Origin of the sequence: Corynebacterium gallinarum, assembly GCF_014837045.1 — a bacterium.
Taxonomy (GTDB): Bacteria; Actinomycetota; Actinomycetes; order Mycobacteriales; family Mycobacteriaceae; genus Corynebacterium; species Corynebacterium gallinarum.
In genome coordinates this window covers 344,083-368,821 of the sequence record NZ_JACSPR010000001.1, presented here as the reverse complement: position 1 = coordinate 368,821, position 24,739 = coordinate 344,083, and the positions used below count along the sequence as shown (strand labels likewise).

Genomic DNA, 24,739 nt, shown 5'->3' with positions numbered 1-24,739 from the left:
GGAGTTGCTAGGGTCGGTGTCCATGGAGAGCTTGAACGCACTTGACTCATGGCCGGTGGACAACGTCGCAGCAAGCATCATCGCCGACGGCACCGTTACCACCCACGGCGATGTCGACCATGTCTTTGAGATCATGAGCGTGACCAAACTGGTCACCGCCTACGCCTTTCACATCGCCATCGAGGAGGGTGCCTTCGAGCTCGACACCCCGCTCGGTCCGGAGGGTGCCACGGTGCGACACCTGCTGGCCCACGCCTCGGGTCTGGCCTTCGGCTCCCCTGTGGTGGAGCGGCCGGTGGGGGAGCGTCGGATCTACTCCTCTGCCGGGTTCGACGTTCTGGCCCGTGCTGTGGAGGAGGAGGCCGAGATGTCGTTCGCGGAGTACCTGCGCGAGGCGGTGTTGATGCCTCTGGGCATGGAGTCCTCTGAGCTGCACGGATCCGCCGGGCATGCGATGCGCTCCACGGTGGCGGACCTGACCAGGTTCGCCGGGGAACTGCTGGATCCGACGCTGTTGGCGCGCCAGACCCTCGATGAGGCATTCACGGTGCAGTACCCGGACCTGATCGGCACCGTTCCCGGGTATGGAATGCAGAAACCGTGTCCGTGGGGGCTGGGTTTTGAGATCAGGGGCACCAAGTCACCGCACTGGACCGGTACGACCATGCCGGAGAACACCATCGGACACTTTGGTTATTCCGGAACCTTCCTCTGGGTCGCACCCGGAACCGGGCGGGCGGGTGTGGTGCTGACGGACCGCTATTTCGATGCCTGGGCCAAACCGCTCTGGACGGATTTCAATGATGCGGTGTGGGCGGAACTCGAGCGTGGGGTCTGACCGGTTGGGATTCCCGGGCGCATTTTTTCTAGCACGGGTGTTCGCATAGTTCCAGTGTCACCGCTGTGTTTCTCGTCGCCGATCCCTGCGACCTGCCTATGGACGAGGTCGATCGGGACGCTATTGGGGAAGATTAGTGCCCTGAACTGGGTTGATAGGAATATCCTCGCATCCATAACGGGGAGTCTAAAGTTGAACTTCAGCTTTAATGATCGGGGGTTAAAGTGTTGGTTCAGGGTTGCTGGTCCCGGGGGAGTTCACCACAATCGCCTGTAGCACGTCGTTAAAGGACGAATGACGCACACGCGAGGCCGTTGGGGAAGACGATCCTCGTCTTACAACACGCGGCACTGGGTTGACCAGGGTCGGGGGTTGTCAGGTGTTGCCTAAGGAATCCGACATGACGAACAAAGCATTAACCGTGCCCACCCGGAGCCGTCATCAGGCGGACCTGCTCACGGCAGACTTCTGGGAGGACATGGGGTTACCACAACTGAAAACCTCCATTGCACCTTCATTTTTGGATGTAGCCGAACCGGCACAAACCGCTGTTCTCACGATCAGCGGAATGCCCCGCACGCTGCGCCCGACGGTGGAGACCACAATGGTGGTGTGCATCCCCAGCCCCTCGGAGCTCGTTGCTTCGGGTGCTGATCTGCTCACCGCACGGTGGTTCACGGCCTGGCGTCGCGATCCGTTCGAACTCGGCCTGGTCGAGTGCCGTGAGGTGATCACCGGAGCACCATGTGAGCTCTCGCGTCTGCGGGATCTGCTGGTGAATCTGGCGGATGAACACATGTTTGATGTTGAACTGCGCATCGTTGATTAGACGACGGCGGGTGAGGATCCACCTGGATCCGGGGGACAACCAATCCTGCGGCCCCTCCCTGGAGGAGGGAGTCACCGCAGGATTTCTGCATTTCCGGAGCTAACCCACGTGGTCCTGTTCATCCAGGGGGAACGGTTGGGTTCGGTAGTTACGCAGCAGCTCATGCCCGTCACTCCCATGCACCGCGGGGACACCCTGTCCGCCGTTGGTGGTGATGGTGGTCAGCGCGCCCGTGGTGCCGTGGGACAACACATGCTCCCCGGGGGAGAGCTCACGGATGGCCACACCCGCGATCCTGTCCGGGTGTTCCGCGACGGCCTCACCGTAGATCAGTGGATCATGCTGGCCGTCATCGCCCACCAGGATCCACTTGATATCGGGGTAGTCGATGATGAGGTTCCTCAGCTGCACCTTCTTGTGTTCCTGACCGGACCGGAACATTCCGGTCGGGGTGGGGCCCCAGTCGGTCAGCAGCATCGGGCCGTCGGGCAGGTTGTACCGTTTCAGGAAGGCGCTGAGGGTTTCAAAGGTGTTCCATGCGCCCGTGGACAGATAGAACACCGGGGCATTCGGGTCGGTGCGCAGCAGCTCCGCATAGAACTCCCCCATGCCGGGCACCGGTTTGCGGGTATCGGTGTGGCGGATCCACGAGTTCCACGCCGCCAGCAGGGCCCGGGGGAGCCAGGTAACCATGATGGTGTCATCGATATCGGAGATCAACCCCAGCCGCGCGGACTGGTCAACGATGAGGACCCTGGCGCTGGTGGGTGTCGCTCCCTCGGCCTCGACGGAGACCTCATGCCATCCGGCATCCAACCCGTGGTCCTCCACGAGCAGGTCGAGGTACCCGTTGCCGTCCGTGGTGGTCTCCACCGTCTTGTCACCGACAAGCACCCGGACGGGGTGGTTGGGCACCTGGATGGTGAAGAACTGTCGCCAACCCCGCTGAGCCTGCTCGCCCAGCGACATCTGGCCCTCCTCACTGCCTTCCAGGGGATCCTGCGGAACATCAGGATTGGTCATGAGGACCCGGGCAAGCACCCGGACCCGTCGCTGTGAACCGTAACCCGAGAACCCGGTGACCTCGGGGGTCCAGCCCCTGCGGATGGACCGTTTCAGGGTGGCCCGGTTCGCCCAGTTTTCGCCTTTGCGTGCAATGTCAGAAATCGCCATGTCCACGACAGTAGACATCTGACCGTCCGCGTGCAGGACGGGGACCGGGGAGGTGGAGTCCTAGTTTTGTTCGGTGTTCTGTTCAGCGTGATCCGGGACGTTGAAGGATCCATCCCCGAACGGGTCATCCCACCTCTGTGCGATGTCGGCGATGGAGTCCACGACCATGGTCGGACGGAACGGGTACCGCTTGATCTCCGCTTCATCCGAGATGCCGCTCTTGACCAGGACGGTGCGCATACCGGCCTCCAGGCCGGAGATCACGTCGGTGTCCATGCGGTCACCGATCATGACGGTGTGCTCGGAGTGCGCACCGATGGTGTTGAGCGCGCTGCGCATCATCACCGGGTTGGGTTTGCCGATGAAGTACGGTTCCGCTCCTGTCGCCGCGGTGATCAGTGCGGCCACCGAGCCGGTGGCGGGCAGGATGCCCGTGGGGGAGGGGCCGGTGACATCGGGGTTGGTGCAGATGAACCGGGCACCGCCCATGATGAGGTTGATGGCGGTGGTGATGGCCTCGAAGGAGTAGGTGCGGGTCTCGCCCAGCACCACGAACTCCGGATCGGAGTCGGTGAGGATCCACCCGGCGGTGTGCAGCGCGGTGGTGAGGCCGGATTCACCGACCACATAGGCGGTGCCCTCGTTGACCTGGGATTTCAGGAAATGGGCGGTGGCGGTGGCGGAGGTCCAGATGCGCTCGGGAGGGATATCCAACCCCGAGCTGCGCAGACGTGCGGAGAGATCGCGGGGAGTGAAGATCGAGTTATTGGTCAACACCATGAACTCGATGTCATTGTGGACAAGTGCGTGCAGGAACCGGTCCGCACCGGGGATCATGTCGCCCTCCTTGATGAGGACGCCATCCATGTCGGTGAGATAGGAGATGTTCACAGTCATATGACCATTGTGCGCGCGGAGGCCTGGAAAGTCCCGTTAATCGGGGATGTGTTAGGACACTGTTTCCGAACGGTTGGTCTCCAGGAAATCAATGATGTCACCCAGGGTGGTGAAACCCTGCACATCAGCATCCTCGATACGCACCCCGAAGGCATCCTCCACCCGCACGACCGCCTCGATGAGGTTGAGGGAACTGATGGCCAGATCCTCGCGCAGGCGGGCGGTGGTGGTGATGTCATCGGCGCTCACCCCGCCCACATCCGACAGGATCCCGACCAGGGTGGTCAGCATGTCCGACCGGGCGTCATCGGGGGTTTCAGGGGTATTGGTGGAGTTCGGGATCATGACATCAAAGTTACCGATATGCGCCCACCGGAGCCAGTTGCCCTGCCTTGTAGTCTGGGTGGCATGGCTCTGGACCCCACGAGGTTACGATCATCACTCCGCGCGGCACGATTGCGCCTCACGAAACAGGGGCGGCGTCGTCTGGCACGGGAACACGCCGCACTACACAGCCGCACCCGCCGACCCGGCCTGGTGCACGTGGACGAGGAAACCACCGTGGACTCCGACGGGATCGCCGTCCGGACGTATGTGGTCGGCCCCGCGGACGCTGAGGCCACGGTCGTGTTCATCCACGGTTTCACCCTCGCCGCCGAGGTGTACTACATGCAGGTGGAGTATCTGCAGGAACATTTCCCACAGGTCAAAAGCGTGCTTTTCGACGTCCGCGGCCACGGACGCACCGGCCGGGTGGAACCGGAGCTCTGCACCATCGCGGGCACCGCCGATGACGCCCTGGCCGCCATCCGGGCGCACGCCCCCACCGGGCCCCTGATCATCGTGGGGCATTCCCTCGGTGGTCTGACAGCTCTCAACCTGGTTAAACGTGCCGATGCTGAACTCCGGGAGAGGATCCGGGGTGTCATCCTCGCCTCTGCCTCCATCGAGTCCCTCTCCGCGCAGGGACTCCCACAGATCCTCGCCTCACCGGTCGCCGAGAAGGTCAGGGACACCACCGAGGCATCCCCGGACGAGGTGGACGCATTCCGGGATTACATCTCCTCGTTCATCGCCCCGGCACTGTCCACCGCGGTGTTCAAACGACCCATCAACGACCGCGTGGTGGAGTTCCACGCCGCGATGATCCATGAGACCCCCCTGGACACCTTCGTGGGTTTCTTCGACGACCTCCAGGATCACGACGAACTGGACGCCGCCCCGGCCCTGGCGGGTATGGAGGGGTGTGTTCTGGCGGGGGAGAACGATGACGTCACTCCGCTCAGTCAGTCCGAGCGCATCTGCGAACTCTGGCCCGACGCGAAACGCCAGATCGCGGAGGGCGCCGGGCACATGCTGCCCCTGGAGGCACCGGGCATCATCAACAATGCCATCCACACCCAACTGGACCGAGTCCTCGGCGTACCCTCAACCCCCTGAGGTCAGGAACCGAAGACCTGTTGCCACAGACCCAGCGGCTCATTCGGGTTCTTGGTGATCACCTTCAACGTCGACGCACGCGCGACACCGGTGAGCACCACCCGCGGCGCGCCGGGGATCGGGGTGGAGGTGTCCACATTGAACTCCGACCAGTTCCTGCTGGCCATCTGCACATCCACGTGCACACCCGGGGGCACGACCAGGGTCGCCGCCGACATGTTCATGGTGATGTCAATGGTGACCACCGGTGCCGCGGCCGTGGCCCTGCGCAGATCCAGGTGGAGATCCGATCCGTTGAGCTTGTAGGCGGAGTACGCCGGTACGGCCCACTGGCCGGTTTTCTTGATCGACCCCATCGTCGACTGCTCAGGTTCAGAACCTGCAACCGCCGGGGGAGTGAACTGGTGGGGCTGGGCCAGGTGGCCGCCCATGGGAATGCCGTGGGGTGAATGGGGATGGGGCGGCTGCTGCACCGGGGGCTGGCCATACCGGTACTGCTGCGGCGGTGCGGGGGGCTGTTGCACCGGAGGTTGCTGCACCGGGGGCCCACCGAAGTACCGCGCACGGATCTGCATGAGGTCGGTGTTGTTGTCCGTGGACCACACGATATCCACCAAGTCCTGGTAGGTGGTCAGATCCAGGCGACCCTGCCCGACGAGGCGGGTGAGTTCAGCCTGGAGATATTCGCGGTCGGCATCGCTGGGCTTATTAGATGGAACGTTCATGGTGGTCTCCACTCTAGCGTCGCGTCGTAACCCACGCTCCCGTTTGGTGGGCAGTGCCAAACCCCACCCGGGGCACCCATGGGACGCCCGAGTTTACACATATGACCTGTTTGACAAGTAAGTTTTAGCATGAATCATCTCACAGGTGATTTCCCGTGACACAAGTGAACACCCTGGGCCAAGAAATCTATTGAAGGAGATGTGCCATGTTCTCTTCCCGTTCGACGACCCTCGCCGGCATCCTGACCGTCGGCGCGCTTGCGCTGGCGTCCTGCAGCAGCGACTCCGATGACACCGACACCACCACCGGCGCATCCGGGGGCGGTGATTCCTACACCATCGGTATCAACCAGCTGGTGCAGCATCCCGCCCTGGATTCCGCCACCGCAGGGTTCAAGCAGGCATTCGAGGACGCCGGTGTGGAGGTCACCTTCGAGGAGCAGAACGCCAACGGTGAACAGGGCACCGCGCTGACCATCGCCCAGCAGTTCGCCTCCGACAACCTGGACCTGGTCCTGGCTGTGGCCACCCCGGCCGCCCAGGCCACCGCCCAGAACATCACCGACATCCCGGTTCTGTTCACCGCTGTCACCGATGCGGAGTCCGCCGAGCTCGTGGACTCCAACGACGCACCGGGTGGCAACGTCACCGGCACCTCCGACGCGGCCCCGATCGAGGATCAGCTCGAACTCCTCCGTCAGCTCGTCCCGGATGTGGACAGCATCGGCATCGTCTATGCCTCCGGTGAGGTCAACTCCCAGGTCCAGGTGGACGCCGTGGAGGAGGCCGCAGGCCCCCTCGGCATCGACGTCAAGACCCAGACCGTGACCACCGTCAATGAGATCCAGCAGGCCGTGGACGCACTCGGTGATGTGGATGCCATCTACGTTCCCACCGACAACATGGTGGTCTCCGGTATCGCCTCCCTGGTCCAGGTTGCCGAGCAGAACCAGATCCCCGTAATCGGCGCGGAAGCCGGCACCGTCGAGGGTGGCGCGATCGCGACCCTGGGCATCGACTACACCGAGCTTGGACGCCAGACCGGTGAGATGGCCCTGCGCATCCTGCAGGACGGCGCCGACCCGGCCACCATGCCTGTTGAGACCGCCACCGAGTTCACCTACGTGATCAATGAGGACGCCGCCGAGCGTCAGGGCGTGGAGATCCCACAGGAGATCCTGGACAAGGCTGAGCGCGTATGATCGGCGCTTTTGAAGTCGGGCTCATCTATGGCGTGATGGCACTGGGTGTCTACCTCACCTTCCGTGTCCTCAACTTCGCCGACCTCACCGTCGACGGCAGCTTCACCACCGGTGCGGCCACCGCGGCGATGGCGATCATGGCCGGATGGAACCCCGTCCTGGCCACGCTCGCCGGGTTTGTCACCGGCTTCATCGCAGGCCTGATCACCGGCCTGCTGCACACCAAGGGCAGGATCGACGGTCTGCTGGCCGGCATCCTCACCATGATCGCCCTGTGGTCGATCAACCTGCGCATCATGGATGGGGCGAATGTGCCCCTGCTGCGACAGGACACCCTGTTCACCCCGCTGCGTGAGGCCGGCCTGCTCGGTACCTGGGCGGGCCCCGGCATCCTGCTGGTGGCCGTGGCGGCTCTCGGCGCGGTGGTGGTGTGGTTCCTCAACACCGACCTCGGCCTGTCCCTGCGCGCCACCGGCGACAACGGCCCCATGGTCCAGTCCTTCGGTGTGTCCACGGACTTCACCAAGACGCTCACCATCGCCCTGTCCAACGGGTTCGTGGGTATGTGTGGCGCCCTGGTGGGCCAGTACCAGGGCTTCGCGGATATCTCCATGGGCATCGGCCTGATCCTGGTCGGCCTGGCCTCGGTCATCCTCGGCCAGGCGCTGCTGGGTCAGCGCCGGGTGTGGCTGTCGGTCATCGCCGTCATCATCGGCGCGATCCTCTACCGCCTCATCATCTTCGCGGCGCTGCGCGTCGGGCTGGATCCCAATGACATGAAGGCGATCACCGCACTGTTGGTGATCATCGCCCTGCTCCTGCCACGGTGGAAGGGGATGACCTCGCGATTCCGGAAGACCCCCGCGCCTGCGGTCCCCGCGGCAGCGGTGGCCACCGAGAAACCGACCGAACCACTGCCCGTCGGAAAGGACGCGTGAGCCACCCCATGTTGACGCTCTCCAACATCAACAAGACCTTCTTCCCCGGCACGGTCAATGAGCGCAGGGCGCTCTCCGACCTCAGCCTGGAGATGAGGGAAGGTGACTTCGTCACGGTCATCGGATCCAACGGTGCGGGCAAATCCACCATGCTCAACGCGGTCTCCGGACGGCTGCTCATGGATTCGGGCACCATCACCATTGACGGCACCCAGGTCAACCGGATGTCCGAGCACAGGCGGGCCCGGTTCATCGGCCGGGTGTTCCAGGATCCCCTGGCCGGTACCGCCCCCAACCTCACCATCGAGGAGAACCTCTCGCTGGCGCTGCTGCGGGGTAAGAAACGTGGCCTGGGCCTCGCACTGTCGACCAAACGCAGGGACCTGTACCGGCAGGAACTGGCCAGGCTGGAACTCGGCCTGGAAAACCGTCTCACCGCCAAGGTGGGTCTGCTCTCCGGTGGCCAGCGCCAGGCGCTGTCGCTGCTCATGGCCGGGTACACCCAGCCCAAGATCATGCTTCTCGACGAACACACCGCCGCCCTGGACCCCCAGCGCGCGGAACTGGTCACCACCCTGACCGAGAAGATCGTCGCAGACGGCAAACTGACCACCCTCATGGTCACCCACAACATGGAACAGGCCATCCGCCTGGGCAACCGCCTCATCATGATGCACGAGGGCCGGATCGTCTACGAGGCGGGCGAAGAGGTGAAGCAGAAACTCACCGTGCGGGATCTGCTCCAGGAATTCGCCAAGATCAAGGGCGCGACGCTCTCCGACAAGGCGATGCTGGGCTGATACCGCTCCTCTCCACCCCGGGAACGACCACACCCCCGCTCCCCTCATCATGTGAGGGGAGCGGGGGTGTTTTTCGTCGACAAGCAGGTCTACTCGATCGGTGCGTCCGGATCGACCTGTGGGGCCGTCGGGTCGGACAGCTTGTACTTCTCAGCTGCCTGCGCCGCCACGGAGGCATCGATGGTGCCCTCGCGGACCAGGCCACGCAGGACTGCCACGACGATGGACTCGGCGTCGATGTTGAAGTAACGACGGGCTGCTGGACGGGTATCGGAGAAACCGAAGCCGTCGGCACCGAGGACGGTGTAGTCGCCGGGCACCCACTCGCGGATCTGGTTCGGCAGGTCGGTCGCGAAGTCGGATACCGCGACGTAGGGGCCGGAACCCTTCTTCAGCTGGGTGGTCACGAACGCCTCGCCGACATCCGCACCAGGGTTGCGCAGTGCCTCCAGGTTGCGACGGGCACCGTCACGTGCCAGCTGCACCCACGAGGTGGCGGAGAAGATGTTGGCCCTGATGCCGTAATCCTCAGCCAGGATGTCACGGGCACGCAGTGCCCACTGCATGCCGATGCCGGAGGCCAGGATGGAGGCCTCATGGCCCTCACCCTCGGCGGCCTTGTCGTAGAGGTAGATGCCCTTGTGCAGGCCCTCCACGTCCAGATCCTCAGGCTCAGCGGGCTGCGGGGTCGGCTCGTTGTAGATGGTGATGTAGTAGATGACATTCTCACCCTTGCCCGGCCCGTACATGCGGTCGATGCCGCGGTGGACCAGGTGTGCGATCTCGTAGGAGAACGCGGGATCGTAGGTCTCCACACCGGGGTTGGTGGAGGCCAGGATCGGGGAGTGGCCGTCCATGTGCTGGAGACCCTCACCGGTCAGGGTGGTGCGACCGGCCGTGGCGCCCAGGAGGAAACCACGCGTCATCTGATCGGCGGCGGCCCAGATGCCGTCACCGGTGCGCTGGAAACCGAACATCGAGTAGAAGATGTACAGCGGGATCATGGCCTCGCCGTGGGTGGCGTAGGAGGTGCCGGCGGCGATGAACGATGCCACGGAGCCGGCCTCGTTGATGCCCTCGTGCAGGATCTGGCCATCCTTGGCTTCACGGTAGGACAGCATGAGGTCGTGGTCGACCGGCACATAGTTCTGACCGTGTGGGTTGTAGATCTTCAGGGTCGGGAACCAGGAGTCCAGACCGAAGGTGCGGGCCTCATCCGGGATGATCGGAACCAGGCGGTCAGCCAGGTTCTTGTCACGCATGAGCTCCTTGAAGGTACGCACGGTGGCCATGGTGGTGGCCACCTGCTGCTTGCCGGAACCCTTGCGCACGGAGCGCAGCTTGTCCAGCGGGGGAACCTGGAGTGGCTCGTAGTTCTCGCGGCGCTCCGGCAGGTACCCACCGAGTTCCCTGCGGCGCTCCTTCATGTACTTGATCTCCGGTGAGTCCTCACCCGGGTGGTAGTACGGAGGCAGGTAGGGATCCTTCTCCAGCTCCTCATCGGAGATGGGCAGGCCCTGCTTGTCGCGGAACTGTTTCAGGTCGTCCAGGGTCAGCTTCTTCATCTGGTGGGTCGCGTTACGGCCCTCGAAGTTGTGACCCAGGCCGTAACCCTTGATGGTGTGGGCGAGGATAACGGTTGGGCGGTCCTTGGTTTCCAGCGCACGCTTGTAGGCGGCGTAGACCTTGCGGTAGTCATGTCCACCGCGGGGCAGCTTCCAGATCTCCTCGTCGGTCATGTCCTCCACGAGCTTCGCGGTGCGGGGGTCGCGACCGAAGAAGTGCTCGCGGACATAGGCGCCGTCATTGGCCTTGAAGGTCTGGTAGTCGCCGTCGGAGGTGTTGTTCATGACCTCGACGAGTGCACCGTCCTGATCCTTCTCCAGAAGTTCATCCCACTCACGGCCCCAGATGACCTTGATGACGGACCAGCCGGCACCACGGAAGAAGGACTCGAGTTCCTGGATGATCTTGGTGTTACCGCGGACCGGGCCGTCAAGGCGCTGCAGGTTGCAGTTGACCACGAAGGTGAGGTTGTCCAGGTTGTTCAGTGCGGCCTGGTGGATGAGACCACGGGACTCCGGCTCGTCCATCTCGCCGTCGCCGAGGAAGGCCCAGACGTGCTGATCGGAGGTGTCCTTGATGCCACGGTTGTGCAGGTAGCGGTTGAAGCGGGCCTGGTAGATGGCGTCCATCGGGCCGAGACCCATGGACACGGTCGGGAATTCCCAGAACTCAGGCATGCCGTGTGGGTGCGGGTAGGACGGGATTCCGCCACCCTCGTAGGAGACCTCCTGGCGGAAGCTGTCCAGGTCATCCTCGGTGAGGCGACCCTCGAGGAAGGCGCGGGCGTACATGCCCGGGGATGCGTGACCCTGGAAGAAGATCTGGTCACCGCCACCCGGGTGGTCCTTGCCGCGGAAGAAGTGGTTGAAACCGACCTCGTACAGCGGGGCGGCGCCGGCGTAGGTGGAAATGTGTCCACCCACACCGATTCCGGGGCGCTGGGCGCGGTGCACCATGATTGCGGCGTTCCACCGCATCCAGCGGCGGTACCGCTTCTCCATCTCCTCATCACCGGGGAAATCGGGCTCCATGGTGGTGGGGATGGTGTTGACGTAGTCGGTGGACGTCATCGGGGGCAGGGGGACACGCTTGGCGGACGCCCGCTCCAGCAGGCGCAGCATCAGGTAACGGGCGCGCTCCGGAGAGGAATCCTGCAGCAGACCGTCGAGTGAGTCCATCCACTCCCTGGTCTCCTCCGGGTCGGAGTCGTTCAAATAAGATGCAACACCATCACGGATCATCGCGAAGTTGGTGTCATCTGTGGGCTTGCCACCAAGTTTTGCTTGATCGGCCATTTCCACACCTCCTGTTGGAATGTTTTTCGTTTCGTTTATGCGACCGGCTGACCGGCGACCGCTTCCATCACCCGCAGCTGAAGACGTACCCGGTCACACCCCACCGATATCGGAGTGGGTGGTGATCCTTGCGGGGAATCCGGGGAGGATGTCCCGACCGTGTTCGTTCCTGAGGAAAGCTGGTGGCGGTGCGCGCACAATTGACACAAGGATACGCATAAACGCCGGGTCTTTTTAACAAAGCATTGCAGGAGGGCCTGTTTCACCTGCTGATGAGGGCTTGGGTGGGGTGCGGAACACTCCACTGCAAGGGTGTCCCAGGCCACATTATGGAAAACGGGGGTCCTGCGATGTGGGGGGGAGCTGCCCTTATGAAGGCAACCCCACCGGGCCTTTTCCACATGGAAGAAAGTGCAAATCCGGAATGTGAAGTTTCTCTCATGTTTGGCCTTCTGGCGAATGAAATTGAGGTCTGATGTCGGTATATGGGCCCTCAAGCTCACCGACCGGGAAGGGGAGGGGTGGCGGTTTGGGTGGCGTGTGGGAGTCACCGGGCATCCGACTTGGGATAGGTATGAACTCCGTCAAAAGGATGTTCTTGCTTAACGTGGGGGAGAATTGGGGAATAATTCCCAGGAAATATGGGAACTTCTGGGCTATGCGCGGTATTGTGCGAGGGGTAAACGTCAATAGCCCTCGGGAGGTGGTTCCAAAGGTGGACTGCCCCTTCTTTATATCGGGGGTTCAATTCACAGGAGGAACATACAGTGGCCGACGCTCCGGGCACAGTCAAGCAGGGTGCCCAGGATTATGCTCAACTACTCGGGATCGAATCGGGTCAGAGCGTCCAGGAAATCGGATGGGACGAGGATTGCGATTCGCAGATCAGTGAGTCTGTCGAGGATGTCATCGGCGGGGAACTCCTGGATGAGGATACCGATGAGCTGTGCGATGTCGTGCTGCTCTGGTGGCGCGAGGAGGACGGCGACCTGGTCGACGGCCTCGTTGATTCCATCCGTTCCCTCGCTGAGAATGGCCGCGTATGGCTGCTCACCCCTGGTATCGGCAAGGACGGCGCTCTCTCGCCGGGCGTGATTTCCGAATCCGCCCAGCTTGCGGGCATGGTCCAGACCAAGGCCGAGCGCCTGGGTGCCTGGCAGGGTTCCTGCCTGGTCCAGCGCAGCGCCAAGAAGGTCTAAGCCCCGATCTCAGGGTGACCGCTGGCCACCGGGGTCTGATTTCCGGACCCCTGTGACGGTGTGATAGGGTTTCCCTCGTTGCTTTCACAGGTTGGCTGACAATCTGTGGGGAACGTGCGCGCCTTTAGCTCAGCTGGAAGAGCAGCTGGTTTACACCCAGCAGGTCGGCGGTTCGAGCCCGTCAGGGCGCACAGAAGCAGTACCGGGACAACAGGCCACATGAGGGATAACCTCATGTGGCCTGTTGTCGTTGTCACCGATTGCCGAGGGGGAGTGCATGAACGCCAGAGTCCGGGGGATCATCGCGGGAGTGATGGCTGATCGTCTCCTTCCCGATCCGCAGCATGCCTGGCACCCGGTGGCGGTGTATGGAACGTACGCGTCCTGGGTGGAGGCCAGGCTCTACCGTGGGGACCGCCGCAGCGGTGTCCTCTTCCTCGCGACGGCAGTGATCCCGCCCGTGGTGGTTTCCGCCGCCGCCTACCGCCGGTGGCCGGCCACCACGACAGCGGTCACGTTGTGGGCCTGCCTGGGTGGTTCCCTCCTGGAACGCACGGGAACCCGCATGGCGGACCACCTGGAGGCGGACAGGGTGGAGCAGGCTCGTGGGCTGGTGCCGTGGTTGTGCTCCCGGGACCCGGAGCTTCTCGACGCCCCCGGGATCGCCCGGGCCACGGTGGAATCACTGGCGGAGAACACCTCGGACGCGGCGATCGCCTCGTTGTTCTGGGCAGGGGTGGCTGGTGCTCCCGGGGCGGTGGCACACCGGTGTATCAACACCCTCGACGCCATGGTCGGGTACCGCAATGACCGGTACCGGGATTTCGGATGGGCAGCGGCGAGGATGGATGACCTCGCCGCCTGGCTACCTGCCCGGTTGACCGCGCTCATCCACACCGGCCTGGCGGGTCTGGGTGGTCGGGGCGGGGAGGCGGTCCGGGCCTGGCGGGAAGATGCACCGCAGCATCCGAGTCCCAATGCGGGGCCGGTGGAGGCCACTGCCGCGGCAGCACTCGGCGTGACCCTGGGCGGGGCAACCGTCTATGCGCACGGGGTGGAGAACCGCCCACGCATGGGGCGCGGCCCCGCCCCCGGACCCGCGGATGTGCGACGTGCGGTGTCCCTGTCCCGCACAACGCAGATCGCCAGCGCCGCGGGGGCCGCGGGGCTGGCGATGGTCTTACGACGGGGTTAGAAACGCTCCTCCGAGCGCTTGCCGATCTTCCGGTAGTGATCGGGGTGCTGGTCGCCATACCGCGACCGGCGTCGACGTTCCATGGCTGTTGAGGTGGGGGGCGGCGTCGGAGCGACATCTACCGCAGGGCTGACGGCAGCCGCGCTGGCAGAGGTGGATTCTGCCGGTCCGGCGGCCGGGACGGCCTCCGGCTGAACGGCCATCTCCGCGCGCTCGGCTTTGTCACGGCGGCGCTCACGCATCTCAGCCCAGATGAAATATCCCAGGCCGAGCGGGGCCATCACACCGAAGGCGATCCACTGCATGCCGTAGGACAGGTGGCTGCCACGGTCGAGCTGGGGGATCGGCATGGCGTTGAGGACGCCGGGTTGGTCGTCGACAAGCTGGACGTAGTCCTCACCCAGGTCGAGGCCGACCAGCTCACCCACCTGCTGGGTGTTGATGCCGTAGACCTGCTGGTATCCGCTGTCCTCCAGGGGTGCCTTGTCCGGCATACCCTCGTTGAGCCGGGCGATGCCCACGATGGTGACCGGGGTGACGGGTGCCGGTTCCATGTCCGGCACGATCGTGCCCTGGGAGGTCTCAAACCCCCGGTTGACCAGGACGGTCCGGCCGTCCTTGAGCTGGAACGGGGTCAGCGACTGGAAGGCCGGGGTGGTCTCGACGGGACGCAGACGCAGCAGCGCCTCATTCTGCGGGAGGTACTGTCCGGTCAGCGACACCCGGTACCACTCGTTTTCCGGCGGCACGCTGCCCTCGGCGTCGAACACCTCCGAGTAGGGAACCACCTCGCGGTCGTACCCCTCCTGGATCTGGGTGTTGCGCTGGGAGATCTCCTCATCCTTGTTCAACTGCCAGGGCGCCAGCATGGTGAATGCGGCATAGGAGAAGATGATGATCAGCAGCAGGGACAGGATCCATCCGGGCGAGAGGAACGCCCTGACTCCCTTGGGCTTTGGCTTGGAAGTCCTGGTGGTACCTGTTGACACCTCACCCGAATAACGGCTGCGCGCATTCCGGTCCCGGGTACTTTCGCTGTGCCCGGTCTCCGGGCCCGTTACCTTGCTTTCCACACCTCACACCTTAGAACTAAATGCGGCAAAGACCTAAGCCATCCCTATCACATCCCGCGAAGATCACAGGATTGAGCTGTCAGGATTCCCCGGCGGTCTGTGCGCGTACCCAGTCCAACAACCCGTGTAGGGCGTCCCTGATGTTCTCCCTGACGAGGGTGAAGTCCCGGTCGGTGCCGTAGTAGGGATCCGCCACATCATCGTTGGGATCCGACCCGGGGTCGAAGGAACGCAGCAGGCGGATTTTGTCATTCGCGACACCGGTGGCAGCCAGTTCGTGGGCATGTCCGGCATCCATGGCCACGAAGAGATCGGCGCGCATGTGCTCCGGGCCGAGCTGGGCGGCGCGGTGGGTGGAACCGTCATAACCACTGGCGCGTAGTTCGGCCACCGCCCGGCGATCCGCGGGCTGCCCGATGTGCCAGTGCCCCATGCCGCAGGAGGAGAAGATGACCAATTCACCGAGGCCGGCCTCCTCCGCCTCCTGCCTGGCCATGACCTCCGCCATGGGGGAGCGGCAGATATTACCCGTGCACACGAAGACGATCTCCAGCGGTCGTCCCGGTTCAGGTCCACTCATTGATAATCCTCTCAAGCTCATCGGCATTGGTCACGGTGTGGCGGGCGTGCGCCCATTCCTCCGGTGTGCCATAACCCCAGGTTACCGCGATGCAATTGATACCGAACTGGGCTGCGCCCTCGATGTCGTGGGAACGGTCACCGATCATGAGGACGCGCTCCAACCCCGGATCACCGGCGGTGAGATCAACGTGGTCGATGACGTGTCGGATCACCGCGGCCTTGTCACGACGGGGACCGTTCTCCTGCGCCGCACCCATGAACTCGAAGAGGTCGAACATCTGGAATTTCCGCAGGGCGCGTTCCGCGAACCGCTCACCCTTGGAGGTGGCGGTGCACAGGCGGTAACCCTGCTCCTTCAGCCGGATCAACAGCTCACGCATACCGGGGAACTCCGTGGACATGTCCCATCCAACCTCACCGTAGTGGGCGAGATAGATCTGCAGGCCCTCCTGCGCCATCTCCGGGGACATCCCCAGATCCTGCAGGGTCTGTTCCATCGGTGGGCCCGGCACCCGGTTGATCCGTTCCTCCGGTGGGATCTCCCAACCCATGACATTCAGGGTGTGCAGGAAGGATTCCCGGATGCCGGGGAAGGAATCCACCAGGGTGCCATCCAGGTCGAACAACAGCGTTTTTTCAACTTGCTCAGTCACAGGACCCACAGTGCCAGAAAGTACTATGAACCGCGTGACTACATCCCACGAAGATCCCCTCGGTGATCCCCTCCGCTATCACGGTGACCAGGCTGCGGCCGGTGCGGTGATTGATTTCGCCGTCAATGTGCAGGCGGATACCCCGCCGGACTGGTTGCGGGAGGTGGTGAGGTCGGGCGTCGACACGCTCGGTGCCTACCCCGGGCACGAGTTGCACCGTGACGTCACCGCCGCAGTCGCCGCCCACCACGGTGTGGCCCCTGACCAGGTGTTGCTGCTCAACGGTGCGGCCGAGGGGTTCTCGCTGCTGGCCAGGCTGCGTCCGGCATGGCCGGTGATCATCCATCCCGGTTTCACCGAACCGGAGGCCTGCCTGGTGGATGCCGGCATCGATGTCGACCGGGTGGTGCTGCGGGCACCGTTTGATCTGGACCGCGCGATCGACGCGCTCGGGTTCGGCGGGGTCCATGAGGAGGCGGACCTGGTGGTCATCGGCAACCCGACCAACCCCACCGGGCGTCTCTACGGCGTGGACGAGTTGTCCCGGCTCGCGGAACCGTGGCGCTATCTGCTTGTCGACGAAGCCTTCCTCGATGTTGCTGATGTCGCTGATGCCACCGATGCCGCATCGATGATCTCACAGATCGGTCAGGTACCCGGCCTCATCGTGCTGCGCAGCCTGACCAAGACGTGGTCACTGGCGGGGCTACGCTGTGGGTACCTCATCTCCGATGCGGAGACGGTGACGCGTCTGTCCCGTGGCCGGGCGCACTGGCCCCTGGGCACCCTCCAACTCCTGGCCATCAAGGCGGTCATGGAGCAGGGCGCGCCCCACCTTGAGGCCATCACCGCCGACATCGCACGCAACCGGGAAGCCATGGTCGTGGCGTTGGAGACGGCGGGATTCACCGTCCATCCCTCCGCGGCGCCGTACCTCCTGGTGCAACCACCCGGTGGGGCGGAATACGCGGAGCGGACACGGCGTGCCCTGGCCGGGCGGGGGATTGCGGTGCGGCGGTGCGATACCTTCCCTGGGTTAGACTCAGGGTTCTGGCGCCTGGCCGTCCGCGAACCCGCACAGGTGGCGGCACTGCTGCAGGCCATCGCCGATATCGGGGCATGAGCGCAGGAGAATGCTGCACCCCACAACCGAACACAACCATGAGGGGACCACACGTGAGTGATCTGACCGTTGGCCATATCCGCACCATCATGAACCAGGCGTACCCACCTGCCCTGGCAGAGAGCTGGGACAAGGTCGGGTTGATCTGCGGGGATCCCGAGGAACCGGTGCGCCGGGTCGCCCTGGCACTGGACTGCACCCAGGAGGTCGCCGACCGTGCCGTGGAACTCGGTGTGGACATGCTCATCATCCACCACCCCCTGCTGCTGCGCGGGGTGACCTCCGTGGCCGCAGATGAACCCAAGGGCCGGGTCATCCACACCCTCATCCGTGGTGGGGTGGCGTTGTTCTCCGCCCACACCAATGCGGATTCGGCGCGCCCGGGTGTCAATGACAAACTCGCCGAACTGGTCGGGATCACCCCGGGCCGCCCGATCGCCCCACGCTACCTCGATGCCCTGGACAAGTGGGGTGTACACGTCCTGGAGAAGGATGCCCACCAGGTGAAACGCGCCCTGTTCGATGCCGGCGCGGGTGAGATCGGTGAGTACACCGAATGCGCCTTCGAGATCAACGGCACCGGCCAGTTCCGCCCCGTGGGGGAGGCCGACCCGACCGAGGGAGAGGTCGGTGAGCTCTTCCGGGATTCCGAACTCCGGGTGGAGTTCGTGGCCCCACGTCGCCTGCGCAGCCACCTCCTGACGGTGTTGCGTGCGGTGCACCCCTATGAGGAACCCGCTTTCGATGTGGTGGAGCTGCCCGCCACCGACGACCTGGACACCGCCTATGGCCTGGGCAGGGTGGGCCAGCTTCCGGAGCCGATGCGTCTGGCGGATTTCGTCCAGCAGGTCGCCGATCAGCTGCCCGCCACGGTGTGGGGTGTGCGCGCCACGGGCGATCCGGACCAGATGGTTTCCACCGTGGCGGTGTCCTCCGGTTCCGGTGACAGCTTCCTCGATGATGTCCGCCGCCTCGGGGTCGATGTGTACGTCACCTCCGATCTGCGCCACCACCCCGTCGATGAGTACCTGCGCGCCGGGGGCCCCGCCGTGGTGGACACCGCCCACTGGGCCAGTGAATTCCCCTGGACCTCCCAGGTGCGTGACCTGCTGGCCGCGCAGGCCCCGGAGGTGTCCGTGGAGGTGCTCACCATCCGGACCGATCCCTGGACCATGTCCGCCACCCCGGGGCGGTAGGTGACAGGTGGTGCTTGTCGACGATCCGCCCAGCGCCACACCGACCCCTGGTTGTCTCACCCGAGCGCCTAGACTTAACTGACACGACGACAACACCAGGCCGGACCCGCACCGGCCCACTTATGTCCCCGATGCGATAGAACGAAGCAACAGCAGACAGACCACGGGCAACCCCCGGGAGATGTCACGGTAGGAGAACCACAGATGAAACTTGATCAGCAGCAGCAGAAGACCCTTCTTGAGCTGGCCAACGCCGAGCGTGCCCTCGCCGCAGGTGCCCAGAGCAAACTGTCCCCCGAGCAGGAAACCGTGGACAAGGCCCAGGCTGATCTCATCCGCCTGCGTGACGCGGCGGCGGCCGCGCAGATGGTTGTCGATGACATGGAGAATGAGATCCTGCGCATCCAGTCCGATGAACGCAAGCTGCGCCGCCGCAAGAAGGACAGTCAGGATTCGTTGGGCGCGGAAACCGATGAGGACCGCCGCCGGGACCTCCAGCACGACCTGTACACCGCGAAGTCCCGCATCGCCGATCTCATGAGTGAGCTGCAGGAGGCACACAATGAGATCCACGCGCTGCGCAACAACCGCGATCTCGCCCAGTCCCGGGTCCAGGACGCCGAACGCGCCGTGGCACAGGCCCGGGAAGCCCTGGAGAAGGCCAAGGATCTCACCGCCGCTGAGGAGGACCCCCGTGACCGCATCGCCCGCCTGACCGCGCAGCTGCCCGCGGAGGTCATCACCGACTACCAGGCCCAGCGCATGGAGAACGGTGTGGGTGCAGCGCAGTTCAACGGCCGTTCCTGTGGTGGCTGCGCCATGGTTCTGCCCGCCGGCATGATCTCCGAGGTGCGTAACGCACCGGCCAATGAGCTCCCACAGTGCCCGGAGTGTGGGTCCTACCTGATCCGCGACGTCTCCTAGAACCCTGCCGCGTTCGGGGCACCACACGCCCCGCGGAGGGATCCGGGCGGATCACCACGACCGGCGGTGGGCTGCGGAAAAGACGCAGCCGACAGCCGGTTCCTGACTTTTATGGAAATGATGTGTCAATGAAACTGATTATCGAAGCCGATGGTGGCTCCCGCGGAAACCCCGGCGTCGCCGGATCCGGCACCGTGGTCTACTCCGAGAACAAGGAGAAGATCCTCCGGGAGATCGCCTATGTGGTGGGCACCCGCTCCACCAACAACGTGGCGGAATATCGCGGCCTCATCGAGGGCCTGCGCGTGGCACGTGAACTCGGGGCCAGCGAGGTGGAGGTATTCATGGACTCCAAGCTCGTGGTCGAGCAGATGTCCGGCCGGTGGAAGATCAAACACCCGGATATGAAGACCCTCGCGATCGAAGCCAACAACCTCGCCGGTGACATCGGCCGGGTCACCTACACGTGGATCCCCCGCGAGAAGAACAAGGTGGCCGATCACCTGTCCAATGTGGCGATGGATGCCGCCGCCGCGGGTAAACCGGAAGGCCCCATCGATGACGGCATGCCGGTGGTGTCGGATCTGAGCGATCCGACTGATATGACCGATCCGACTGATGCGACTGCCACGGGCGTCGACAAGCCCGCCGGTGAGGACCTCAACTGTCCCACCACCAAGCCGGCGACCTGGAACGGTGCCACCACCGACCCCACGCGTCTTCTCCTGCTCCGGCACGGGCAGACTGCCATGTCCGCCGCACGGCAGTACTCTGGTCGCTCCAACCCGGAGCTGTCCGAGCTGGGTCAGCGTCAGGTGCAGGCGGCGGCCAGGAAACTCGCCGAACGCGGGGGCATCGATGTCATCGTCAGTTCCCCGCTGCGCCGGTGCGTACAGACCGCCGAGGCGGTGGCGGAGCAGATGGGGCTTGAGGTCCGCATCATCGATGATCTCATCGAAGCCGATTTCGGCCTGTGGGACGGCAAGACCTTCACCGAGGCCTCCGAATCCGACCCGGAGCTGCACGGTCGTTGGCTGACGGACACCTCCATCGCACCACCCGGCGGTGAATCCCTCCAGCAGGTCCACCGCCGGGTGAAGAAGGCGCGCGAGCTGATCGAGAAGGACTACGGCGCAGCCAATGTCCTCGTGGTCAGCCATGTCACCCCGATCAAGTCGATCCTGCGGCAGGCCCTGGATGCCAGCCCATCCTTCTTCAAGAAGACGCACCTGGACCTGGCCTCATTGTCGATCGCTGAGTTCTACGCCGACGGCCCGACCTGCGTGCGCCTGTTCAACGACACCTCGCATCTGGACAGCTGAACCGGCCGGGGATTGTGCGCGTACCGGTGCGCGTACCGGCGCGGTTACCGTCATCCGGTTCGGCACGGGTAGACTCACGGGTTGCGAATGAGTCGGTCAAGGTGATCGCGTCTGATGAACCAAGGTGACTGGATCACCCAGGCATCAGCCGAGGAAAGTCTGGACTCCACAGAGCACGGTGGTTGTTAACGGCAACCCGGAGTGATCCGCGGGAAAGTGCAACAGAAAGTAGACCGCCACCGGTTTTTAGCCGGTGGTAAGGGTGAAAGGGTGCGGTAAGAGCGCACCGGCAGGCCAGGTGACTGGTCTGGCCAGGTAAACCCCACCGGGAGCAAGGCATGAGGACGCACTCCAATGGGTGTGTCTGTGCAGGCGTTTCAAAGGCTGCTCGCCGAGTCTGCAGGTAGCTGCTGGAGGCAGTCAGCAATGACTGTCCGAGATGGATGTTCACCGCCCGCGGTTGTGGCTTCGGCCAGACCTGCGGGAACAGAATCCGGCTTATGTACCGGCTCATTCGCCCTGCACGTATTTTCGGGCTGTGGAACAATTGGAGCGCATGAAGCTTTATGCTGCAGCCCTCGACTTCGATCCCATCGCCGAGGAATTCGGGGTGGATCGGAATTTCCCACCTGCGCTGCACCGTGAGGCGGCGGCTGCCCGTGACCGGTTCGCGGATCAACGCGTGGATCTGCGGGACATGCCCTTTGTCACGGTGGATCCCGTGGGGTCCCGTGATCTGGACCAGGCCGTCTATATCGAGCGGCAGGACTCCGGTTTCCTCGTCCACTACGCCATCGCCGATGTCGCCGCCTTCATCGCGCCCGGCAGCGAACTGGAACGGGTGTCCCTGGAGCGGGGACAGACCATCTACCTGCCTGATTCCCCGGCGCGTCTGCATCCGCAGGAACTGTCCGAGGGATCAGCCAGTCTCCTGGAGGGGCAGGACCGCCCGGCGGTGGTGTGGTCCATCGCCCTCGATGAGGCCGGGGAGGTCACGGGTGCTGATGTGCGGCGCGCCCTGGTCCGCTCCCGGGCCCGTCTGGACTACGACCAGGCCCAGGCGGACCTGGACCGGGGGAGTCTGCATCCCAGCATCCAGCACCTGCCCGCGGTGGGTAGGTTGCGGCAGGAAAGCGCTTTACGACGCGAGGCCATCAACCTCTCCATCCCGAGCCAGCGGGTGGTCCGCGTCCCCGGTGAGGACAACAACGGGCATTTCGAGGTCATCATCGAACCACGCCACCCGATCATGGACTACAACTCGGAGATCTCCCTGCTCACCGGGATGGTCGCCGGCACCATGATGGTGCAGGCCGGTCACGGACTGCTGCGCACCCTGGCACCCGCCACGGAGGACTCCGAGGCGATGTTCCGTTTCGAGGCCGGCGCGCTGGGCTACGACCTGCCCGCGGACACACCGATCGGTGAGTTCCTGCAGTCGGTGGATCCGAATGTCCCCACCGGCATGGCGATACAGCGCGAGGCCCAGAAACTGCTGCGTGGTTCCGGTTATGTCAGCATCGCGGCGGGTGGCACGGAGGTACACAACGGTGTGGGTGGATTCTACGCCCACGTCACCGCACCACTGCGCAGGCTGGTGGACCGTTTCGCCGCCGAGCACTGTCTGGCCATCGCCGGTGGATATGAGGTGCCCGCGTGGGTGCTGGACACCGAGGAGGCGGTGCTGGAATCGATGAAACGGACCTCGCAGCTGGCCAGCCAGGTGGATAACGCCTGCCTGGACCTCACCGAGGCCACGGTGCTGCAGCCGTGGGTGGGGCAGAATTTCTCCGGGGTGGTGCTCTCCAGCGAGGAGGACCGTTCCACCGCCCGGTTGTTCATCGTGGACCCACCCGTGTTCGCCCGGTGCCAGGGTGCGCCCCAGGCCGGTACCCGGAGGAAATTCACACTGGTCACCGCGGATCCGGTCGCGCGCACCGTGCAGTTCGCCTGGCCCGCGGACTGAGCGGGGTACTAGAAGGCCTTGTTGGCCACCTCGCCGTGGCCGAGGGGCACCACGAGCAGACCGTCGTCCGCCAGGTCGGCGGCGAAGTTGGTGGCGCGGCGGGCGTCGACAAGCGCCACCACCCCGCGGGTGATACCCGCACTGGCGCTACGCGCGCACACCGCCCCACGTGTCTGACACAGTTCCACGAGGGCGCGTTCGGTGTCCGGCACCCCGTACACACAGCTCAGATCGTTCTGCGACGTGCCGACGAGGTGCGCGATATCCTGACGTCGGCGCGCCCGCAGCGCGCGGGTCAGCCGCTGCGCCCGCATGGTCTCCGCCTCCCAGAAGCTCAACCAGTTGCGGGCCTGTTCCACCGTGGGCAGGTGCTTGCGACCGGCGACCTCGATGACCGCCTCCAGCCATTCGGTGACCCGGACGGTGGCATCGGGAAGCAGACGCAGTGATTCCACACTGAACGCGCGGGTGGCCTCATCGACGAAGTACTGCCGGCGCCGTGTCTCCTGGGGATCGAGGTCGCCGGTGGGGAACGCGCCGGTCGTCGGTGGTGCCACCAGGTAGGCCGACAGACCCGCGGACCGGTTGACCGGGTGGGGAACCTGGGTGACGGACCCGTCGGCGTAATCGATGACGGACATCTTTCCCCGCTCACCCCGCAGCGCGGTAGTATGCCGTGCCCGCAGCGGGGCGATCTCAGCGAACATGGCAGCGGACTGGGAGCAGATCTCCGCCAGACGAGCCCGGATCGGGGCATCCCGGGTGTCCTCCGTGGACAGCGCGAGGGCGGTCGCCACGTCAGTTGCGGCCATCTCACCCAGTCCGATACCCACCGGGATGGTGGAGACCACGGTGATATCCAGTCCCCGGGTGTCCCTCGACAGCATCTGACGGTGGATCATCGTCCAGGCGAGACCACCCAGCCGGGCGGCGATCCCACCCTCCGGCACCGGGGTGGGGGAGGGCCGGCCGTGGGCATTGACCGTGGTCTGTTGCGCGGCTGCCCGTGCTGCGACCTCGTCCACCGCGAGGGAGTGCTTCTCGACGTCCATCTCCCCACCGGTCACCGGGGTCACCGTGGTCAGCGGCGTTACTGTGGCCACGTTGATGACATCGTCCGGGTTGGGACTGACGGTCACCGCCACCGACCACTGCGACAGGGAGGCCAGTACGATGCCCCCACTGTGGTCGGTATGCTCACCGAGCAGCGACCAGGTGGAGGGGGCCGTGGCCCCACCGGTGGGTTCCGTGCCGAAGATATCTCTGTGTCGGGAACATGCGGCGTCAAGCAGCCTGTGGGGTGTCATCTCAGCAGTGGCGTCTGCTGGATCGGAAAATACTGGCTGCCAGATGGGCATGGGGTGGCCGGCCTCCCTGAACTGGATGGAATTAAAAAACGGTAGTGAACAGATCTACTTTAGCCCGTTGCCGATTCCACCTGATCCTCCCCTGCATACAGGGCACATCACTATAGTGGGGCGCACGCAGCCGATTCGCGATTACGTAGGAGGTACAGGGCATGCACGAAAACGATCTGAAGTGGTACTACGATCTGTCCACCGGCGAGGTGACCCAGGGCAAGGGCACCGGCTTCAAGAACCGCATGGGCCCCTACGAGACGCAGGCGGAAGCCCGCAATGCTCTCGACATCGCCCAGGGACGCAATGAGGTCGCCGATACCTGGGATGAGCCGGAGGACGATTAGTTCATTGTTTCCGATCTGTCGGAATACCTGAGATGAACGGGATGTCACCCGGACCGTGGTCCGGAGGACATCCCGTGAGTTGTTATCCGGCGTATGTG

Annotated in this window: 23 protein-coding genes, 1 tRNA gene and 1 other RNA gene; 16 read left to right on the top strand and 9 right to left on the bottom strand. The window is 64.3% G+C overall.

Annotated features, from left to right (window positions below; genetic code table 11):
• The first annotated feature begins 22 nt into the window (after positions 1 to 22).
• Complete coding sequence (locus H9627_RS01600; RefSeq protein ID WP_191732273.1) at positions 23 to 838, top strand: serine hydrolase domain-containing protein; 816 nt, start codon at positions 23 to 25, stop codon at positions 836 to 838.
• Between the two features lie 400 nt (positions 839 to 1,238).
• Positions 1,239 to 1,667: a hypothetical protein gene (locus H9627_RS01595; RefSeq protein WP_191732272.1), complete on the top strand. Its 429-nt coding sequence runs from the start codon at positions 1,239 to 1,241 to the stop codon at positions 1,665 to 1,667.
• Positions 1,668 to 1,766: 99 nt separating this feature from the next.
• On the opposite strand, the gene H9627_RS01590 is transcribed toward H9627_RS01595, so the two are convergent.
• Genes H9627_RS01590 through H9627_RS01580 form a run of 3 tightly spaced genes read right to left on the bottom strand, consistent with a single transcriptional unit; the run spans position 1,767 to position 4,082 of the window.
• Entirely contained in the window at positions 1,767 to 2,840 is a 1,074-nt protein-coding gene (locus H9627_RS01590; protein ID WP_191732271.1) for an App1 family protein, read from the bottom strand.
• A gap of 60 nt (positions 2,841 to 2,900) precedes the next feature.
• Positions 2,901 to 3,737: an HAD-IIA family hydrolase gene (locus H9627_RS01585; protein ID WP_191732270.1), complete on the bottom strand. Its 837-nt coding sequence runs from the start codon at positions 3,735 to 3,737 to the stop codon at positions 2,901 to 2,903.
• 51 nt (positions 3,738 to 3,788) lie between these two features.
• Positions 3,789 to 4,082: an acyl carrier protein gene (locus tag H9627_RS01580; RefSeq protein ID WP_191732269.1), complete on the bottom strand. Its 294-nt coding sequence runs from the start codon at positions 4,080 to 4,082 to the stop codon at positions 3,789 to 3,791.
• A 63-nt stretch (positions 4,083 to 4,145) separates the two neighbouring features.
• Here H9627_RS01580 and H9627_RS01575 point away from each other — a divergent pair, with 63 nt between their 5' ends.
• A complete protein-coding gene (locus H9627_RS01575) occupies positions 4,146 to 5,177 on the top strand; it encodes an alpha/beta fold hydrolase (RefSeq protein WP_191732268.1) in 1,032 nt (343 codons plus the stop codon).
• A gap of 2 nt (positions 5,178 to 5,179) precedes the next feature.
• Here H9627_RS01575 and H9627_RS01570 read toward each other — a convergent pair whose 3' ends face one another.
• Complete coding sequence (locus tag H9627_RS01570; RefSeq protein ID WP_191732267.1) at positions 5,180 to 5,902, bottom strand: DUF1707 domain-containing protein; 723 nt, start codon at positions 5,900 to 5,902, stop codon at positions 5,180 to 5,182.
• A 206-nt stretch (positions 5,903 to 6,108) separates the two neighbouring features.
• On the opposite strand from H9627_RS01570, the gene H9627_RS01565 reads away from it, so the two are divergent.
• Genes H9627_RS01565 through H9627_RS01555 form a run of 3 tightly spaced genes read left to right on the top strand, consistent with a single transcriptional unit; the run spans position 6,109 to position 8,842 of the window.
• Positions 6,109 to 7,104 carry an ABC transporter substrate-binding protein gene (locus tag H9627_RS01565; RefSeq protein WP_191732266.1) on the top strand — a complete coding sequence of 332 codons (996 nt, stop codon included), beginning with the start codon at positions 6,109 to 6,111 and terminating at the stop codon, positions 7,102 to 7,104.
• Positions 7,101 to 8,042, top strand: a complete 942-nt coding sequence (locus tag H9627_RS01560; protein ID WP_191732265.1) for an ABC transporter permease — start codon at positions 7,101 to 7,103, stop codon at positions 8,040 to 8,042. The genes H9627_RS01565 and H9627_RS01560 overlap by 4 nt, the downstream gene beginning before the upstream one ends.
• An 8-nt stretch (positions 8,043 to 8,050) precedes the next feature.
• The gene (locus H9627_RS01555) at positions 8,051 to 8,842 is read left to right on the top strand and encodes an ABC transporter ATP-binding protein (protein WP_191732458.1); all 792 of its coding nucleotides are present in this window, start codon (positions 8,051 to 8,053) and stop codon (positions 8,840 to 8,842) included.
• Between the two features lie 89 nt (positions 8,843 to 8,931).
• On the opposite strand, the gene aceE is transcribed toward H9627_RS01555, so the two are convergent.
• Positions 8,932 to 11,703 carry a pyruvate dehydrogenase (acetyl-transferring), homodimeric type gene (gene aceE, locus H9627_RS01550; protein WP_191732264.1) on the bottom strand — a complete coding sequence of 924 codons (2,772 nt, stop codon included), beginning with the start codon at positions 11,701 to 11,703 and terminating at the stop codon, positions 8,932 to 8,934.
• A gap of 767 nt (positions 11,704 to 12,470) precedes the next feature.
• On the opposite strand from aceE, the gene H9627_RS01545 reads away from it, so the two are divergent.
• The 3 genes from H9627_RS01545 (at position 12,471) to cbiB (ending at position 14,097) form a co-directional block, all read left to right on the top strand.
• The gene (locus tag H9627_RS01545) at positions 12,471 to 12,902 is read left to right on the top strand and encodes a DUF3052 domain-containing protein (RefSeq protein WP_191732263.1); all 432 of its coding nucleotides are present in this window, start codon (positions 12,471 to 12,473) and stop codon (positions 12,900 to 12,902) included.
• A gap of 118 nt (positions 12,903 to 13,020) precedes the next feature.
• A tRNA-Val gene (locus H9627_RS01540) sits at positions 13,021 to 13,093 on the top strand.
• 86 nt (positions 13,094 to 13,179) lie between these two features.
• Entirely contained in the window at positions 13,180 to 14,097 is a 918-nt protein-coding gene (gene cbiB, locus H9627_RS01535; RefSeq protein WP_191732262.1) for an adenosylcobinamide-phosphate synthase CbiB, read from the top strand.
• On the opposite strand, the gene H9627_RS01530 is transcribed toward cbiB, so the two are convergent.
• From H9627_RS01530 to H9627_RS01520, 3 genes are all read right to left on the bottom strand, one after another.
• Positions 14,094 to 15,170 carry an SURF1 family cytochrome oxidase biogenesis protein gene (locus H9627_RS01530; RefSeq protein ID WP_191732261.1) on the bottom strand — a complete coding sequence of 359 codons (1,077 nt, stop codon included), beginning with the start codon at positions 15,168 to 15,170 and terminating at the stop codon, positions 14,094 to 14,096. The genes cbiB and H9627_RS01530 overlap by 4 nt on opposite strands.
• Positions 15,171 to 15,249: 79 nt before the next feature.
• Positions 15,250 to 15,750: a low molecular weight protein-tyrosine-phosphatase gene (locus tag H9627_RS01525; RefSeq protein ID WP_191732260.1), complete on the bottom strand. Its 501-nt coding sequence runs from the start codon at positions 15,748 to 15,750 to the stop codon at positions 15,250 to 15,252.
• Positions 15,737 to 16,405 carry an HAD-IA family hydrolase gene (locus H9627_RS01520; RefSeq protein WP_191732259.1) on the bottom strand — a complete coding sequence of 223 codons (669 nt, stop codon included), beginning with the start codon at positions 16,403 to 16,405 and terminating at the stop codon, positions 15,737 to 15,739. The genes H9627_RS01525 and H9627_RS01520 overlap by 14 nt, the downstream gene beginning before the upstream one ends.
• A 25-nt stretch (positions 16,406 to 16,430) precedes the next feature.
• Between H9627_RS01520 and cobC the strand changes: the two genes are divergently transcribed.
• The 6 genes from cobC (at position 16,431) to H9627_RS01490 (ending at position 22,936) form a co-directional block, all read left to right on the top strand.
• Entirely contained in the window at positions 16,431 to 17,528 is a 1,098-nt protein-coding gene (gene cobC / locus H9627_RS01515; protein ID WP_191732258.1) for an Rv2231c family pyridoxal phosphate-dependent protein CobC, read from the top strand.
• A 53-nt stretch (positions 17,529 to 17,581) separates the two neighbouring features.
• Positions 17,582 to 18,724 (top strand): Nif3-like dinuclear metal center hexameric protein, encoded by a 1,143-nt coding sequence (locus H9627_RS01510; RefSeq protein WP_318247738.1) that lies wholly within the window; start codon positions 17,582 to 17,584, stop codon positions 18,722 to 18,724.
• A 204-nt stretch (positions 18,725 to 18,928) separates the two neighbouring features.
• Positions 18,929 to 19,648 (top strand): zinc ribbon domain-containing protein, encoded by a 720-nt coding sequence (locus tag H9627_RS01505; protein ID WP_191732256.1) that lies wholly within the window; start codon positions 18,929 to 18,931, stop codon positions 19,646 to 19,648.
• Between the two features lie 128 nt (positions 19,649 to 19,776).
• Positions 19,777 to 20,970 carry a bifunctional RNase H/acid phosphatase gene (locus H9627_RS01500; RefSeq protein WP_191732255.1) on the top strand — a complete coding sequence of 398 codons (1,194 nt, stop codon included), beginning with the start codon at positions 19,777 to 19,779 and terminating at the stop codon, positions 20,968 to 20,970.
• Positions 20,971 to 21,058: 88 nt separating this feature from the next.
• Positions 21,059 to 21,487, top strand: an RNA gene (gene rnpB, locus H9627_RS01495) — RNase P RNA component class A.
• A gap of 39 nt (positions 21,488 to 21,526) precedes the next feature.
• Positions 21,527 to 22,936 (top strand): RNB domain-containing ribonuclease, encoded by a 1,410-nt coding sequence (locus tag H9627_RS01490; RefSeq protein WP_191732254.1) that lies wholly within the window; start codon positions 21,527 to 21,529, stop codon positions 22,934 to 22,936.
• Positions 22,937 to 22,944: 8 nt separating this feature from the next.
• Here the strand turns inward: H9627_RS01490 and H9627_RS01485 are convergent, their stop codons facing one another.
• Entirely contained in the window at positions 22,945 to 24,294 is a 1,350-nt protein-coding gene (locus H9627_RS01485; protein WP_191732253.1) for a galactokinase family protein, read from the bottom strand.
• 161 nt (positions 24,295 to 24,455) lie between these two features.
• On the opposite strand from H9627_RS01485, the gene H9627_RS01480 reads away from it, so the two are divergent.
• Positions 24,456 to 24,641, top strand: coding sequence for an SPOR domain-containing protein (locus H9627_RS01480; protein WP_191732252.1), 186 nt, complete (start codon positions 24,456 to 24,458; stop codon positions 24,639 to 24,641).
• Positions 24,642 to 24,739: the final 98 nt, after the last annotated feature.

What these genes read in the sequence shown, in the direction of transcription:
- H9627_RS01480 (WP_191732252.1), top strand. Translation starts at nt 24,456, where the DNA reads ATGCACGAAAACGATCTGAAGTGGTACTACGATCTGTCCACCGGCGAG.
- H9627_RS01590 (WP_191732271.1), bottom strand. Translation starts at nt 2,840, where the DNA reads ATGGCGATTTCTGACATTGCACGCAAAGGCGAAAACTGGGCGAACCGG.
- H9627_RS01570 (WP_191732267.1), bottom strand. Translation starts at nt 5,902, where the DNA reads ATGAACGTTCCATCTAATAAGCCCAGCGATGCCGACCGCGAATATCTC.
- cbiB (WP_191732262.1), top strand. Translation starts at nt 13,180, where the DNA reads ATGAACGCCAGAGTCCGGGGGATCATCGCGGGAGTGATGGCTGATCGT.
- H9627_RS01580 (WP_191732269.1), bottom strand. Translation starts at nt 4,082, where the DNA reads ATGATCCCGAACTCCACCAATACCCCTGAAACCCCCGATGACGCCCGG.
- H9627_RS01600 (WP_191732273.1), top strand. Translation starts at nt 23, where the DNA reads ATGGAGAGCTTGAACGCACTTGACTCATGGCCGGTGGACAACGTCGCA.
- H9627_RS01490 (WP_191732254.1), top strand. Translation starts at nt 21,527, where the DNA reads ATGAAGCTTTATGCTGCAGCCCTCGACTTCGATCCCATCGCCGAGGAA.
- H9627_RS01565 (WP_191732266.1), top strand. Translation starts at nt 6,109, where the DNA reads ATGTTCTCTTCCCGTTCGACGACCCTCGCCGGCATCCTGACCGTCGGC.
- H9627_RS01555 (WP_191732458.1), top strand. Translation starts at nt 8,051, where the DNA reads ATGTTGACGCTCTCCAACATCAACAAGACCTTCTTCCCCGGCACGGTC.
- H9627_RS01505 (WP_191732256.1), top strand. Translation starts at nt 18,929, where the DNA reads ATGAAACTTGATCAGCAGCAGCAGAAGACCCTTCTTGAGCTGGCCAAC.
- H9627_RS01575 (WP_191732268.1), top strand. Translation starts at nt 4,146, where the DNA reads ATGGCTCTGGACCCCACGAGGTTACGATCATCACTCCGCGCGGCACGA.
- cobC (WP_191732258.1), top strand. Translation starts at nt 16,431, where the DNA reads ATGAACCGCGTGACTACATCCCACGAAGATCCCCTCGGTGATCCCCTC.
- H9627_RS01585 (WP_191732270.1), bottom strand. Translation starts at nt 3,737, where the DNA reads ATGACTGTGAACATCTCCTATCTCACCGACATGGATGGCGTCCTCATC.
- H9627_RS01485 (WP_191732253.1), bottom strand. Translation starts at nt 24,294, where the DNA reads ATGCCCATCTGGCAGCCAGTATTTTCCGATCCAGCAGACGCCACTGCT.
- H9627_RS01595 (WP_191732272.1), top strand. Translation starts at nt 1,239, where the DNA reads ATGACGAACAAAGCATTAACCGTGCCCACCCGGAGCCGTCATCAGGCG.
- H9627_RS01560 (WP_191732265.1), top strand. Translation starts at nt 7,101, where the DNA reads ATGATCGGCGCTTTTGAAGTCGGGCTCATCTATGGCGTGATGGCACTG.
- H9627_RS01500 (WP_191732255.1), top strand. Translation starts at nt 19,777, where the DNA reads ATGAAACTGATTATCGAAGCCGATGGTGGCTCCCGCGGAAACCCCGGC.
- H9627_RS01525 (WP_191732260.1), bottom strand. Translation starts at nt 15,750, where the DNA reads ATGAGTGGACCTGAACCGGGACGACCGCTGGAGATCGTCTTCGTGTGC.
- aceE (WP_191732264.1), bottom strand. Translation starts at nt 11,703, where the DNA reads ATGGCCGATCAAGCAAAACTTGGTGGCAAGCCCACAGATGACACCAAC.